This window comes from Microcoleus sp. PH2017_12_PCY_D_A (assembly GCF_020738565.1).
GTDB lineage: Bacteria > Cyanobacteriota > Cyanobacteriia > Cyanobacteriales > Microcoleaceae > Microcoleus.
Genome location: NZ_JAEQCI010000049.1, coordinates 1 through 14,895, shown reverse-complemented (window position 1 = coordinate 14,895; position 14,895 = coordinate 1). Strand labels below are relative to the sequence as shown.

Annotated in this window: 9 protein-coding genes; 8 read left to right on the top strand and 1 reads right to left on the bottom strand. The window is 45.0% G+C overall.

Annotation, left to right across the window (positions count from 1 at the left end):
• Nucleotides 1–27: 27 nt before the first annotated feature.
• The 8 genes from JGK39_RS15785 to JGK39_RS15750 all read left to right on the top strand — a co-directional run bounded on the left by JGK39_RS15785 (nt 28) and on the right by JGK39_RS15750 (nt 13,030).
• Nucleotides 28–2,844 carry an ATP-binding protein gene (locus tag JGK39_RS15785; protein WP_293246686.1) on the top strand — a complete coding sequence of 939 codons (2,817 nt, stop codon included), beginning with the start codon at nt 28–30 and terminating at the stop codon, nt 2,842–2,844.
• A gap of 29 nt (nt 2,845–2,873) precedes the next feature.
• Complete coding sequence (locus JGK39_RS15780; RefSeq protein WP_293246689.1) at nt 2,874–4,340, top strand: response regulator; 1,467 nt, start codon at nt 2,874–2,876, stop codon at nt 4,338–4,340.
• 368 nt (nt 4,341–4,708) lie between these two features.
• Nucleotides 4,709–5,104, top strand: a complete 396-nt coding sequence (locus JGK39_RS15775; RefSeq protein WP_293246692.1) for a response regulator — start codon at nt 4,709–4,711, stop codon at nt 5,102–5,104.
• Entirely contained in the window at nt 5,101–6,444 is a 1,344-nt protein-coding gene (locus JGK39_RS15770) for an adenylate/guanylate cyclase domain-containing protein (protein ID WP_293246694.1), read from the top strand. The genes JGK39_RS15775 and JGK39_RS15770 overlap by 4 nt, the downstream gene beginning before the upstream one ends.
• A 996-nt stretch (nt 6,445–7,440) precedes the next feature.
• Nucleotides 7,441–8,844 carry a CmpA/NrtA family ABC transporter substrate-binding protein gene (locus JGK39_RS15765; RefSeq protein ID WP_293246697.1) on the top strand — a complete coding sequence of 468 codons (1,404 nt, stop codon included), beginning with the start codon at nt 7,441–7,443 and terminating at the stop codon, nt 8,842–8,844.
• Between the two features lie 64 nt (nt 8,845–8,908).
• Entirely contained in the window at nt 8,909–9,754 is an 846-nt protein-coding gene (gene ntrB / locus JGK39_RS15760; protein ID WP_293246700.1) for a nitrate ABC transporter permease, read from the top strand.
• Between the two features lie 284 nt (nt 9,755–10,038).
• Nucleotides 10,039–12,042: a nitrate ABC transporter ATP-binding protein gene (locus tag JGK39_RS15755; protein ID WP_293246703.1), complete on the top strand. Its 2,004-nt coding sequence runs from the start codon at nt 10,039–10,041 to the stop codon at nt 12,040–12,042.
• A gap of 142 nt (nt 12,043–12,184) precedes the next feature.
• Nucleotides 12,185–13,030 carry a nitrate ABC transporter ATP-binding protein gene (locus tag JGK39_RS15750; protein ID WP_293246706.1) on the top strand — a complete coding sequence of 282 codons (846 nt, stop codon included), beginning with the start codon at nt 12,185–12,187 and terminating at the stop codon, nt 13,028–13,030.
• 719 nt (nt 13,031–13,749) lie between these two features.
• Here JGK39_RS15750 and JGK39_RS15745 read toward each other — a convergent pair.
• A partial coding sequence (locus JGK39_RS15745) for a DUF6745 domain-containing protein (RefSeq protein ID WP_293246709.1) occupies nt 13,750–14,895 on the bottom strand: 1,146 nt, incomplete at its 5' end.

Genomic DNA, 14,895 nt, shown 5'->3' with positions numbered 1-14,895 from the left:
TCTACCTCAGTATTACTCCTTTGACTTATGCTGACGAAACATCTCTCTTCCAGCCTCGGCAAACTATCTAGCAATTTACCCCTACGCACAGTTCTGATTGTTCCCTTCGCAGCACAACTTTTTGTTGCCGTTGGTTTAGTAGGATATTTATCCTTCAAAAACGGACAGCAAGCTGTGAATAATGTTGCCACTCAATTGCGATCGGAAATTAGCAATCGCATCGAAGAACAACTCCTTCATTATCTCGAAGCACCGCGCGTAATTACTCAAACCAACGCCACCGCGATCGATCTAGACCAAATTAAATTAACTGACACCGCAAGTTTAACTCGCCAATTTTGGAGCCAACGATTTTTATTCGAGGGCGTCAAAGTTTCCGCCTTATATTTCGGCAGCAGTCAAGGTGAATTTACTGGTTTGGGATTTCAAGGCAATCAAACTTGGCAAATTAGTCATGTAAGTAAAGAAACCCAAAACAAGTTTCAAAGCTTCTCCGCAGACAGTCAAGGAAAACCAGACAAACTATTAGAAATTGGCAAGAATTACGATCCTAGAATTAGACCCTGGTATAAAAATGCCCAACAGGCAGGTAAAGCTATTTGGAGCCATATTTATTTAGATTTTAAAGAACCGAGATTGAAAGTAACCATCGCCCAACCAATCTATCAAAAAGATAATACCCTGCGGGGAGTCGTTGGCACCGATTTTGTTTTATCTCATATCAATACCTTTCTCCAAGGGCTGAAAATCGGTCGCTCCGGGCAAACGTTTATTGTCGATCGCTCCGGAGCGATCGTCGCATCTTCGACCCAGGAAGAGCCATTTGTACGGGGGAAAGATGGCAAAGTAGAAAAGCGACTTGTGGCAACTGCAAGTAGTATTCCCTTAATTCGTGCGGCAGCACAGTACCTCGCTCAAAACTCAAAAAGCTTAGAAAAGATTGAATCCAGTCAACAATTTACTGCCACCTTGGAAACGCAGAAACAATTTATCCAAGTTACACCGCTCAAAGATGCGCGCGGAATTGATTGGTTGATTGTCCTCGTCGTTCCTGAAGCCGACTTCATGGAACAAATTAATGCCAATAACCGCACCACAGCTTTATTATGTTTTGGGGCATTAAGTGCTGCGATTGTTGTGGGTATCTTCACCGCTCGTTGGGTAACAAATCCTATTTTAAGCTTCAATATATCCGCAAAAGAAATTGCCAAAGGAGAATGGGATAAAACCGTACAACTCCCTCGCACAGATGAATTGGGAGAACTAGCAAAATCTTTTAATAGTATGGCGAGTCAGTTGCAAGATTCTTTTGAAACTTTAGAACAAAAAGTTGAAGCACGAACAGCAGAATTAGCTACATCGAACCAAAAACTGGAAATTGCTAAAGAAAAAGCGGAAGTTGCCAACCAAGCCAAAAGTTCATTCCTTGCCAATATGAGCCACGAATTGCGCTCTCCTCTCAATGCCATTTTAGGCTTTGCTCAAATCATGCTCAGAAGTCGATCGCTACCATCAGAACATCTCGATAATGTTGGCATAATTACCCGCAGCGGCGAACATTTACTAACATTAATCAACCAAGTATTAGACCTATCTAAGATTGAAGCCGGACGCACGACACTTAATGAGAAAAACTTCGATCTCTATCCCTTGCTCGACGATGTAGAAGATATGTTCCGCCTCAAAGCAGATGATGCTGGGTTGCAGTTGCTATTCGAGCGCAGTCCCGATGTTCCCCGCTACCTTCGCAGCGACCAAGTAAAACTCCGTCAAATTTTGATTAATTTGCTCAATAATGCCATTAAATTTACCACAGAAGGTGGCGTTTCTGTTCGAGTTTCTACGAATAGTGGATTGCTGAATGCAGGTGCAGCAGCAGAAAATTGTCCAGAAGGAGTGGGAAGTCAACAACAAATTTATTTTGAGGTTGAAGATACAGGCGCGGGAATTGCACCGGAAGAATTAGATAAACTCTTTGAAGCCTTCATGCAAACTTCTTCGGGGAAAAATGCTCAAGAAGGAACAGGCTTAGGTTTGGCAATTAGCCGTCAGTTTGTGCAGCTTATGGGTGGCGATGTCACTGTCAGTAGCAAAGTAGGAGTTGGCACAATTTTCAAGTTCGATATTACAACTCAGGTTGTCGATGCCGCTGACGACGAATCACAACAAAACAAACGTCGCGTCATTGCACTCGAACCGAATCAACCTCGCTATCGCATATTGATTGTCGATGATAAACCTCTCAACCGTCAGTTATTAGTTCAATTGCTCAATCCATTTGGGTTTGAATTGAAAGAAGCCACTAATGGTCGAGAAGCGGTGGATATTTGGCATGAGTGGGAACCTCATCTCATCTGGATGGATATGCGAATGCCCGTGATGGATGGTTACGCCGCCACACAACAAATTAAATTAACGACGAAGGGACAAGCCACTGCGATTATTGCGCTAACCGCTAGCGTTTTTGAAGAGGAAAGAGCCGTGGTTTTATCGGCTGGATGCGATGATTTTATGCGGAAACCGTTCCGAGAGCAAGAGATTTTTGCAGCAATGAACAAACATATCGGAGTGCGCTATATTTATGAAGAGCCGATCGCAAAATCAGCTCAAACTAAATCGAAAACAGACATCAAAGACGTGCTGGCGCCGGAAGCTCTAGCTACCTTACCGCCAGAATTACTGGCAAACTTAGCTAGTTCGGCGAAAAGTTCGGATATTGCTGAAGTAGAACGTCTCATTCAGGAAGTGCAAGCTATAAATACGTCAATCGGAGATGCATTTTTGTTATTAGCAAATGAATTTGAATATGGCAAAATTGCATCGTCGATTGAATCTGTAAGTTAATTGTATTTTGTTGAAAATGGACAAAAATCATGAGTGACTTGGTTGAGGAATTCTGCCCTGCTAATATTTTAGTTGTCGATGATACTCTAGCGAATTTACAGCTACTCGTGGGACTTTTAACCGAACATGGATATAAAGTTAGACCCGCAAAAGACGGATTTCAAGCTTTATCTGCCACTCAAACTGCCCCAATTGATTTGATTTTGCTGGATATTAATATGCCACAAATGGATGGCTATGAAGTCTGCAACAAGCTGAAATCCGATCCAAAAACGCGGGATATTCCAGTCATTTTTATCAGCGCGCTCAATGATGTGCTTGATAAAGTTAAAGCCTTTGGAGTAGGGGGTGTAGACTATGTAACCAAACCATTTCAGGTGGAAGAGGTTTTAGCTCGTGTCGAAACCCATTTAGCATTGCAGCGACTTCAAAATAATTTGCAATCTAAAAATGAAGAACTAGCTCAAACAAACCAGGACTTAGCTAATACATTAAATCGACTGCAAGTCACCCAACAAGAACTGATTCAATCCGAGAAAATGGCAGCACTCGGACAACTGATGGCAGGAATTGCTCATGAAGTCAATACACCCTTAGGCGCTATTCAATCTTCCGTCAATAATATCTCTAATTATTTGCAAGAAATTTTTGAAGATTTGCCCCGGATTCTGGATCTACTTTCTTCTCAGGAAATTCAATTAATTCTCACAATGGCATTGTATTCTATTAATACTAAGATGATAGTTTCTGCCAAAGATAGTCGCAAACTCAAACGAGCCTTAACTCGCGAACTAGAAGCGATTGGAGTTTCTAATGCAGATACCATAGCTGATACACTGTCGGATATGAAAATCTATGAAGACATCGACCCATTTTTACCGATCCTGACTCATCCCGATCGCGAAAGATTGGTTGAGTTTGCTTACAATCTTTCTGGATTGCAGCGAGGGAACAATACCATTGCAATCGCAGCAGAACGTGCTACTAAGGTGGTATTTGCTTTAAAAAGTTATACTCATCACGACCCAAAAGATGAGCTATTTAAAGCAAATTTGATACAAGGAATCGACAGTGTTTTGACGCTCTATAAAACTTCCCTCAAACAAGGAGTTGAAGTCGTCCAAAACTACGCAGAACTGCCATTAATTTACTGCTATCCAGATGAACTGAATCAAGTCTGGACAAATCTCATTCATAATGCCATTCAAGCAATGGATAACAAAGGGGCGCTAGCGATCGATGTTACGCAGGAAGCAGGATTTGCTAAAATCAGTATTACGGATACTGGTAAAGGAATTGCGGAAGAGATTAAATATCGAATTTTTGAACCTTTTTTTACCACGAAGCCTCCTGGAGAAGGAAGTGGATTGGGATTAGACATTGTCCGAAAAATCGTTGAAAAGCATCAAGGAAAAATAGAATTTGATTCTGTTCCTGGAAACACAACATTTACTGTTTCTTTAAGTATGAATCTCCAACCCGATACTGACTCGTAATGACGAGTGATAATCACCCTTTGCTATCACCCATCACGCATTACCAAAAAATAATGTCTCGCATCCGGGTCTGGATATATAGCCTTTTTGAAAAAGATGAGGTACAACTTGGATTTTAGATTTTATATTTTAGATTAGGGGATTGGAGGATTAGAGAATTGGGGGATTCGAGCATTGCAGAATACCAGGATTTTGTAATTTTAAATGAATTGGTGAATACCTCATCTTTCCGAGAACCGCTATAGTCCAAAGTTTTTACGGATAAGTTGAAATACCTGTCATAAAAACTGCACTGTCAACTATCACCTATCAACTGTCAACTATCAACTGTAAACTATCAACTGTAAACTGTCAACTGTTTAACCACCATGTCTAAACCCGTTATTTTGTGTGTTGATGATGAAACTGTCATTTTGGAAAGTTTGAAAGCCCAATTGAGAAAAGCATTAGGCAGTTCCTATGCTTATGAAGTTGCCCAAGATGCTGAAGAAGCGCTAGATATTATTGACGAGTTAAATGAAGATAACATCAGCATTTTATTGATTATTTCCGATTGGTTGATGCCCGGAATGAAAGGCGACGAATTTCTAATTAGCGTTCATCAAAAATTTCCTAAGATTGTCAAAATTTTATTGACAGGACAAGCAAATAAAGAAGCGATCGAGCGAGCTTACGCAGAAGCTAATGTACATAAATGTTTGTTTAAACCCTGGTCGCCAAATGAGTTGCTCGATATCGTCAAGTCTGGATTAGAAAAACTATGACAAAAGTTGCAAAAAAACCTGTCATTGTTTGTGTAGATGATGAAATTACCATTTTGACGAGTTTGAAAGCGGAATTAAAAAAATCATTTGGAGAAGAGTATCGAGTCGAGATCGCTGAAGGGGGAGAGGATGCGTTAGAATTGCTTGCAGAATTACTTGAAGAGGGTGATGAAATTCCCTTAATTATTTCCGATTACATTATGCCGGATATGAAGGGAGACGAACTTTTGCGCCGCGTTCACGAACTTTCGCCAAAAACGCTGAAAGTAATGCTGACGGGTCAAGCTACTATTGAAGCGGTTACTAATGCGGTCAAATACGCTAAACTCTATCGATACATCGGTAAACCTTGGCATAATGAAGATTTAAGACTAACGGTAGCAGAAGCAGTTCACAGTTACATTCAAGATAAGAAACTTGCCGAAAAAAATGCTAAACTTCTAGAAATGAACCAAGAGTTAGAAGCGCTGACTCGCCAGCAAGCTAAACTAATTGCGGAACTTCAAGAAAAAGAAAGTTATTTGCAAGCACTAAATGAATCTTTTTTACGGTTTGTGCCCCGTCAGTTTCTTCAGTTATTGGAAAAAAAGAGTTTTCTTGATATTCAATTAGGCGAACATATTCAGCAAGAAATTTCGGTGTTGTTTTCAGATATTCGAGATTTTACAAGTTTATCAGAAAGGATGACGCCGGATGATAATTTTAAGTTTATTAATGGTTATCTCTCTCGGATGGAACCAGCAATTATTGAAAATCATGGGTTTATTGATAAATATATTGGTGATGCAATTATGGCGTTGTTTAGTGGGGATGCAGATCGGGCAGTTAGGGGTGGAATTTCGATGTTACAAAGACTGGCGGACTATAATACTACGCGCACGATACCGGAACGTCCGCCGATTAAAATTGGGATTGGTATTAATACTGGGACATTAATACTAGGAACGGTGGGTGGTGCATCTCGGATGGATGGTACTGCGATCGGGGATGCGGTGAATTTAGCATCTCGTTTGGAGGGATTAACCAAACAGTACGGTGTGCCTTTGTTGATTAGCAATCACACATTTATGGTCTTGAAAAATCCGGAAAGCTATCACATTCGTTTGATCGATCGCGTTCGAGTCAAGGGAAAGTCGGAACAGGTAGCCGTGTATGAGGTTTTCGATGCCGATTTACCGGAATTGCGAGAGGGTAAGTTAGCCATGAAAAGCACTTTTGAACAGGCGATCGTTTTCTATCATGCCTCGGATAAAGAGACTGCCTTTCAACTGTTTGAGAAATGTTTGCAAGCTAATCCTGGGGATATGGTTGCTAGGATGTATCTGCAACGCTGTCAGTAATACTGTTTAGAAAGAAGCTGGAGGCAATATAATTGTTGGGTTTGTTTGGTCTGCTCAATGTGTAAGCTGTGGATCTTTGAGATTGTAGATTCAAGGGGAGGGATGGTTGGCTCTTTGTTGCTTTTTGATTCAGGATGCGATCGACTTTATGCCAATTTAATAAATTTTTGCTACTACACTCTTAGTTGAGTTTGTTTGCTCAAATATTGTCTCATCGGTTACATCCGTTGCATCTGTTAGCTCGCGCACTTTGCGAGTAAGGCCGAACTTGCTTGTTCCGATCGCTGATTGTTGGTGTTATCGAGTCCGGCTACCGACAATTGAATACTTGACAATTGTAAGTTTTGAGTGTATTTCTGGGAGTCTGTCTCTCAGCTTTCTACTCAAAACTTCATTTTTTTTTCATTTTTTTCTCATTTTTTTCTCCTATAAGCGCGCCGCCTCCACGGGCGATCGCTCGATCGGCAGCTCGTCAACCGCCGTATTACATAGTTAAACTTTTGTCAATATGCCAAAAGTATGAGATTTGCAAAATCCTTGACAAAAATGAGAAGATCGGCTGCTGGTAACTGCCCACAAGCTTGAGGTGTCAGCTTTTTGTAAAATATTGGCGATCGGTGAAACAATCGGGCAACACCCAGGAATACTTAACAAAACGCAACATCCTACAACATATACTTATCATTTAAATTTAATATTTGTTTTATAATTACAGCCAGAGTGCGGTAAACTTAATCATCAAGGTCAGCAAAATGTGGTACTCGCAAAAAAATGAGCCACCGCAACTGAGCCGATCGCAATATCGAGTTAATCAAAACAGTCAAATCAGCAGGGATCTCATAAAAGCTTATAGTAACAATAAGTTTTTCTGCTCCATCCTGCTTTGCCGGCGCTTAAAAGAGTTCCCTAAGCCCAATTAGCGAACAGCAAAAAAGCGCTTTGATAAACTTCAGTGATGTCGTTACAGAAGATTATGTATTGGAGCGAGGCTAGGCTATGACCAAATTTTCAGAAAATTTTTCCCGGCGCAAATTTATCGTGACAGCAGGTGCATCTGCCGTCAGTTCCGTACTGCTCAAAGGTTGTTTGGGAAATCCGCCCGAACCCGGTGGAACTGCTGACGGTGGTGGTGCTGGTGGTGGGGCTGGAGGAGCTCCTGCTGCCACATCAGCAGTTGCGGTTGCTAACGAGAAAAGAGTAGAAGGCATCGAAAGCACGAAGATTACATTGGGATATATCCCGATCGTCGAATCAGCACCATTAATTATTGCCCAAGAAAAAGGCTTCTTTGCCAAATACGGCATGGTAGATGTCAAAGTCGCCAAACAAGCCAACTGGGGTTCCGCCCGAGACAACGTAGAAATCGGCTCCGCAGGCGGTGGCATTGACGGCGGCCAGTGGCAAATGCCCATGCCCTACCTGATTAGCAAAGGCCTGATTACCAAGAATAAAGCCGGCATCCCGATGTACGTGCTGTTACAGCTAAACACTCAGGGAAATGGAATTGCGATCGCTGCCAAACACGAAGGTAAAGGCCTCGGACTCAAACTAGAAAAATCCGCCCAAGACTACATCCTCGGACTCAAGAAAGCAGGTACGCCCTTCAAAGCAGCCTACACTTTTCCCAAAGCCAACCAAGATTTATGGATTCGCTACTGGCTAGCAGCTAACGGCATCAATCCCGACGCAGATGTCGAACTGCTAACAGTACCGGCTGCCCAAACCGTAGCCAACATGAAAACCGGCAGTATGGACGGTTTCAGTACCGGCGACCCCTGGCCCCTGCGGATTGTCAAGGAAAACATCGGTTTCATGTCCGCCCTAACTGCCGAAATCTGGAAAGCACATCCAGAAGAATACCTAGCAATTCGCGGCGACTGGGTAGACAAACACCCGAAAGCTACCGAAGCCCTGCTAGCAGGAATAATTGAAGCGCAGCAGTGGTGCGACAAACCAGAAAATCGCGCCGAATTGGTGTCGATTGTTTCTGGCAAAAACTTCTTTGACGTAAGGCCGGATGTTTTGCTTCCTCCCTATGAAGGCAAGTATGCGATGGGTGACGGCAAGCCCGAAATCAACGACTTTAAAATGGGTACGCTGTACTGGAATGATGGAGTCGGCAACGTTTCCTATCCCTACAAGAGCCACGATTTGTGGTTCTTAACCGAAAGCGTCCGCTGGGGTTTCTTGCCCACAAAAACTTTGGCAGATTCTAAGGCAATTATTGGCAAAGTCAACCGCGAAGATTTGTGGAAAGCAGCGGCTAAATTAGCCGGAGTTGCTGATGCGGATATTCCTAAAAATACATCTCGGGGTGTTGAGAAGTTCTTTGACGGCAAAGAATTCAACCCGGACAAGCCCGAAGATTACATCAAGAGTTTGGCATTTAAAAAAGCGTGATGGGTAAAAGCTTCCCATAACTTAGTATCGAAAAAAAACAGCAGAAACACAGGAGATTAGCAAGATGGCTGTCAGCACAAATCGGAGAGGCGGAGTCGATGTCCAAGGAGCGCTTGGCGAGTTTTGGAAAAAGAATTCGTCAAATGTATTGCCGCCAATTTTAGGACTTTTAGGGTTTCTGTTCGTTTGGCAATTCCTGTCGGGTACAGGAATCATCAAATTGCCACCGCCAACTAGCGTTTGGACTGAAGAACGGACGCGGATTTTGTTGCTGTATCCTTTCATGAACTCCAAAACCTACGGAGTCGGCTTATTTTGGCAGACTTTGGCTAGTTTGGAACGGGTAGCAAAAGGCTACACTCTCGCGGCCGCTGTGGGCATTAGCATGGGGGTTGTCGTAGGTACGAATCCTTTCCTGAACAAGGCTTTAGACCCGATTTTCCAGTTTTTGCGGATGGTGGCGCCTCTGGCTTGGGTACCCATTGCCCTGGCTGCACTGCAACAAAACGAACCTGCTGCTTTGTTCGTGATTTTCATTACCTCTGTTTGGCCGATTTTGATCAACACGGCTGAAGGTGTCCGTCAAATTCCTGACGATTATAACAACGTAGCGAAAGTGCTGCAACTTTCTCGGAAGGAATATTACATCAATATCTTGTTCCCATCGGCGCTTCCTTATATCTTCACCGGATTGAGAATTGCGATCGGTTTGGCTTGGCTGGCGATTATTGCAGCGGAAATCGTGATGTCGGGGATTACGGGTATTGGCTTCTTTATTTGGAATGCTTACCAGCAAAACTACATCAGTGAAATTCTATTAGCGGTGTTCTACATTGGGGCTGTTGGTTTGATGCTCGATCGCCTGATGGCATGGTTGCAGCAAAAAATTGCTCCACCTCAAGGCAAATAACTAACAGTTGAAAGTTGACGGTTGACGGTTGACAGTTGACGGTTGAGAAAAGTCGATCGTTGACAACAGTTGAGAGTTTATAAGAGTTAACTAATTCCCAGGCTGTGCCTGGTAAGGAGTTAAACGAGTAGCAGAACTTCAGTCCTCAGCTTTTTAAGAGGACTGAAGTCCTCACTACGAACCAATATTATTGCAGTTGGGCGATCGGCACAATACAAAAGCTAACGGTCAACAGTCAATAATCAAAAAATCAAGGACAAACATACAAAAAAGGCAAGAAAACCATGTCAGTTTTGATTGCGGTAGAACAAGTAGGAAAAACATTTAATTTATCAGACGGCGGCACATACGTAGCCCTCAAAGGTATCGACTTAGAAATTAAAAAAGGAGAATTTATCTCCTTAGTCGGACACTCCGGCTGCGGTAAATCTACTCTACTAAATATGGTGGCAGGTTTGGATCTGCCCACAGCAGGATTGGTGACGATCGACGGACAAAGAATCACTCAGCCCGGCCCCGATCGCATGGTGGTGTTTCAAAACTATTCGCTGCTACCTTGGCGGACAGTCAGAGAAAACATTACCCTCGCCGTAGACTCAGTAATGAGCGGCTTAGGTAAAGCCGAACGCCTCGACATCATCCAAAAACACATCGACATGGTGGGGTTGACGCCCCACGCGGAGAAGCAACCTGCACTGCTGTCGGGCGGACAAAAACAGCGCGTGGCGATCGCCCGCGCCCTAGCCCTGCGTCCCAAACTGTTACTCTTAGACGAACCCTTCGGCGCCCTAGACGCTTTGACTCGCGGCAACTTGCAAGAAAAGTTGATGGAAATCTGCCAAGAGTACGAAATTAGCGCCTTGATGGTAACGCACGACGTAGACGAAGCAGTGCTGCTGAGCGATCGCATCGTCATGCTCACCAACGGCCCAGAATCGAAAATTGGCGGCATCCTCGAAGTAGACATCCCCCGCCCCCGGGTACGCATGGAAGTGGTCTCCCACCCCAGCTACTACGCCCTGCGCAGCGAAATGATTTACTTCCTCAACCAGCAGAAACGAGTCAAAAAACTGCGGGCGCGGAAAGTACCCGCGATCGCCCGCCACGGCCTAGAAAAAGTCAACCTCGAACTCGGCTTTATCCCGCTAGCAGCCTGCGCTCCCCTGGCGATCGCCAAAGAAAAAGGCTTATTTGCCAAACACGGCCTGGATGAAGTGCATCTCGTGCGCGAAACAAGCTGGCGCGGCATCGTAGACGGCATCGCCGCCGGATACTTAGACGCAGCCCAAATGCCCTCTGGGATGGCGGCGTGGTTGAGCTTGGGAGGCCACCAAGAGAAGCCCATACCAACCGTTACAGCCCTTACCATGAGCCGCAACGGCAACGGAATTACCCTAGCCCGCCGCTTCTACGACCAAGGAATCTACACTCTGGCAGATTTCAAAGAAATGCTGCACAGAACCCCCGCCCAAACTCACCGCATGGGCATCGTTCACCCTTCATCGATGCACAACCTGCTGCTGCGCTACTGGCTGGCTTCCGGCGGCATTGACCCCGATCGCGATGTTTTGCTAAAAAACATCCCTCCAGCCCAGATGATTGTGGACTTGCAAGGCGGGACGATTGACGGTTTCTGCGTGGGCGAACCTTGGAACTTGCGCGCATCCATGGAAGGAGTCGGCTTTACCGTGGCTACGGATTTGGAACTGTGGCCCGGACACCCGGCAAAAATTCTGGGAGTTCGGGAAGATTGGGCGAATGCTTACCCCAACACTCACATTGCTCTGGTGAAAGCTTTGCTAGAAGCTTGTCACTATTGCAGCGATCCGGCCCACGCTCAAGAAGTTTCCGAAATTGTGGCGGGACGGGAGTACGTCGCCACTGACAAGAGTTACATCCAAATTGGCGATCCCAAATCTACTGCTTGCAATCTGGATACTCCAATGCGGGAATACGCCCACCACTTGTTCGCCGGCGACGGGGTGAACCGCCCCAGCCGTACCGAACAGTTGTGGCACATGGTGCAGATGGCGCGCTGGGGCGATACAGTGTTCCCCCGCAACTGGGTAGAAATTCTGGAACGGGTGGTGCGAGTAGGCCCCTTCAGTACCGCCGCGCGGGAGCTGGGAATGTCTGATATTACTTACACTCGGGGTTCTCTCCGTTTGTTTGATGGCTCGGTGTTTAATGCTGAAGATCCGATCGGCTATCTCAACAATCTAGCGATTAAACGCGATTACACGATGGCTGAAGTGATTCTGGATTCGGGCCGCAGAGCTGTTGCTTAAAAGGCGATCGTCATTGCGCCAAACGACCGCAATAAGATTAGTTTGTAGTGTGGACTTTAGTCCGCCATATGTTGCGGACTAAAGTCCACACTACAAACCGTGTTTGCTATCGCTAATCACCCACTCACAACTTCCCAAACCCATGATTAATACTGCTGTCAACCAGACGAACACCAAAACCCAGCTCCAGCAACCAAACGATCGCCGCCAGCCTTTTTTGGTGATGGACAATGTTTATAAAGTATATCCAAACGGTTACAGAGCCTTAGAAAACGTTAACTTGACCGTATCTGAGGGAGAGTTTATTACTCTGATCGGACACTCGGGCTGCGGCAAATCCACACTGTTAAATATGGTGTCCGGTTTTAGCCATCCCAGCGATGGCACTGTGTCGATTAACGGGCAGCGGATCGAAAAGCCAGGCCCCGATCGCATGGTAGTATTTCAGGGTTACGCTTTACTGCCTTGGCGGACTGTGTTTGAAAATGTTTACATTGCCGTTAACGCTGTATTTCCCGAGAAGTCGAAAGCCGAAAAAAATGCGATCGTCAAAGATCATTTGGCAATGGTGGGACTGACAGAAGCTGCTGAGAAAAGACCTCCGCAAATTTCCGGGGGTATGAAACAGCGGGTTTCCATCGCCCGCGCCTTAGCAATTCGTCCCAAGGTGCTAATTTTGGACGAACCTTTCGGTGCTCTCGACGCAATTACCAAGGAAGAATTGCAGGAAGAGTTGCTGAAAATCTGGAACGATCACCGCTGTACAGTGTTGATGATTACTCACGATATTGACGAAGCGCTGTTTTTGGCCGATCGACTCGTGATGATGACCAACGGCCCGTCAGCGACGATTGGCGAAGTTCTGGAGATTCCTTTTCCGCGTCCGCGCGATCGGGTACAAATGATGGAAGATCCGGAATATTACAATTTGCGGAACTACGCCCTAGACTTCCTCTTCCGCCGCTTCGCTCACGATCACGACGCTTAAACCCTTTGAGATTGGGGATTGCTGGCAAAATAAAGCCCCAGCATTTCCCCAATTTCACGACAACACCGCTGCGGGTGAGATGTCGCGGGTGCGATCCTCTTCGAGGGCTTCGCTAACGGGTAAACTGAAGCTTAATTGTTGGGGATAAATTTTTCCGGAAGATTCGGATCTTTTTCTCAACTTTTACGTCAATCCGCTAAGAGACCCGATTGCCTAGCTGTCGGTAAGCTGGCATGAATAGAGCCCACCTTTGACTGAAGGTGGGCTTCTTTCTTATGTTATTAACAGTTTTTGCTAAATTGATGGTTTGTGCAGTCCACCATTTTAACTGGCACAGTGCCAATGTTGATTAGAGTTTTATGGATTATGGTTGTGACCAAGATAGCCATTAAGTACAGATGATGGAGTAGCGAAACGGCATTGCCCAAAGCCGTGTCAACTTAAATCTGAAAACCCTTGTATCTCTCGTTTACCACCGAGGCCTGAGCCCCCTAAATCCCCCTTAAGAAGGGGGACTTTGACAATGCTCCTGTCCCCCCCTTCTTAAGGGGGGCTAGGGGGGATCGACGCTTAATAGCTAGACAGAAGACCGGCACTATCTTTGACGTTAAGTTGACACGGCTTTGGGCAAGACCTAAGTCCGGCGCGGGGCTGGGGCGACTGTTAACAATTGGCCTCAGATTGATGATTGTAGCAAGACTTTTTTTAATTAGTATTATTCAAGTTTGTACGGAAAACTCCTCTGAATCAATGTCCCAATTTACCCAACGAATTGCCTCTTTAGCAGATTCTACATCAGGAGGCACTCGCAGCGCGTGAATGTGTCCCGTGCTCGGACAGGTCATTTTTAACAAGTAAATATCTTCTTTTTTCGGAGCATCCTCATCGTCCTCGAAATCATCAGGATTGAAGCCGTCAATATCAGCATCAATTCTGAGCAGCGCGTATTCTTTCCAGCAATCTAATTCTGTTGCTTGCAATTCTTGGCAAATTTTAGCATAACCAATTCGCTGAATTAATACTCGCCTGAGTTCGGCGTTTTCTTCTTCTAAAAGCCATTGTGCTTGCCAGTTATTGGGGTGAACTTGCCCGTATTTTTCGGGCAATGTTACGCCGTGGTAAGAGTAGAGTTTGTAACCGTCGCTAAATTCCAGTGCAGGTTCCCCTTCTGCGTGGAGGCGGTATTCGCTGTCGAGGGAGAGTTTGGTAGGGCGCGAACACAGATAGCAGACATTCTCAAACGCAAAAATCCAGCCGCATTCTGCTAAAAGCTGGTTCAGACATTCAAAAGCTTTTTGTCCCTCTGGTTTGAGAATAATGCCCGAGGCAGAAACACACAATTCAGCAACAGCGACAGCCTGAAACAGGTATTTCGGAGTCACTATCGACTTTGAGTAGTTCTCATAGTTTGAAAAGTCTGCATTGAATTGTTGTTCTAGCTGTGACTCCCATATAATTAAATCCCAAAGTTCCTCCGGCAATGCTGTTAAGGAAAAGGGGTGCAGCGCGTCTTTTACCTGTTTGTAAAGTCGCTTGCTCAACTCTGTTTCCTTCAGTGACTCTTTCAGCATTTGTAATTGTGCGAATGCTCCGTTGGGGCTGCTGCAAAAAGTTATTTCTGGGGCTTCTAAATCCAGAGCCTGGTAGGCATCTTTAACTGCGGCTGCGGCTTTGGGTCGATTTATGGGTTCGGTAGAGTTGGCGAGAGATTCCCACGAATGACGCGAGGCTTCGATGAGAGCCTCCTGTTGGGGTGTAAAGTCTACATACAGAGAAGTCAAATTAGTCAGAGATTGTAGGGGTGTGATGTCTGATATTTGATTGTTGTACAGATACAGATAAGTCAAATTAGTCAGAGATTGCAG

Coding starts and splice junctions, on each gene's coding strand:
- JGK39_RS15785 (WP_293246686.1), top strand. CDS start 28: ATGCTGACGAAACATCTCTCTTCCAGCCTCGGCAAACTATCTAGCAAT.
- JGK39_RS15780 (WP_293246689.1), top strand. CDS start 2,874: ATGAGTGACTTGGTTGAGGAATTCTGCCCTGCTAATATTTTAGTTGTC.
- JGK39_RS15775 (WP_293246692.1), top strand. CDS start 4,709: ATGTCTAAACCCGTTATTTTGTGTGTTGATGATGAAACTGTCATTTTG.
- JGK39_RS15770 (WP_293246694.1), top strand. CDS start 5,101: ATGACAAAAGTTGCAAAAAAACCTGTCATTGTTTGTGTAGATGATGAA.
- JGK39_RS15765 (WP_293246697.1), top strand. CDS start 7,441: ATGACCAAATTTTCAGAAAATTTTTCCCGGCGCAAATTTATCGTGACA.
- ntrB (WP_293246700.1), top strand. CDS start 8,909: ATGGCTGTCAGCACAAATCGGAGAGGCGGAGTCGATGTCCAAGGAGCG.
- JGK39_RS15755 (WP_293246703.1), top strand. CDS start 10,039: ATGTCAGTTTTGATTGCGGTAGAACAAGTAGGAAAAACATTTAATTTA.
- JGK39_RS15750 (WP_293246706.1), top strand. CDS start 12,185: ATGATTAATACTGCTGTCAACCAGACGAACACCAAAACCCAGCTCCAG.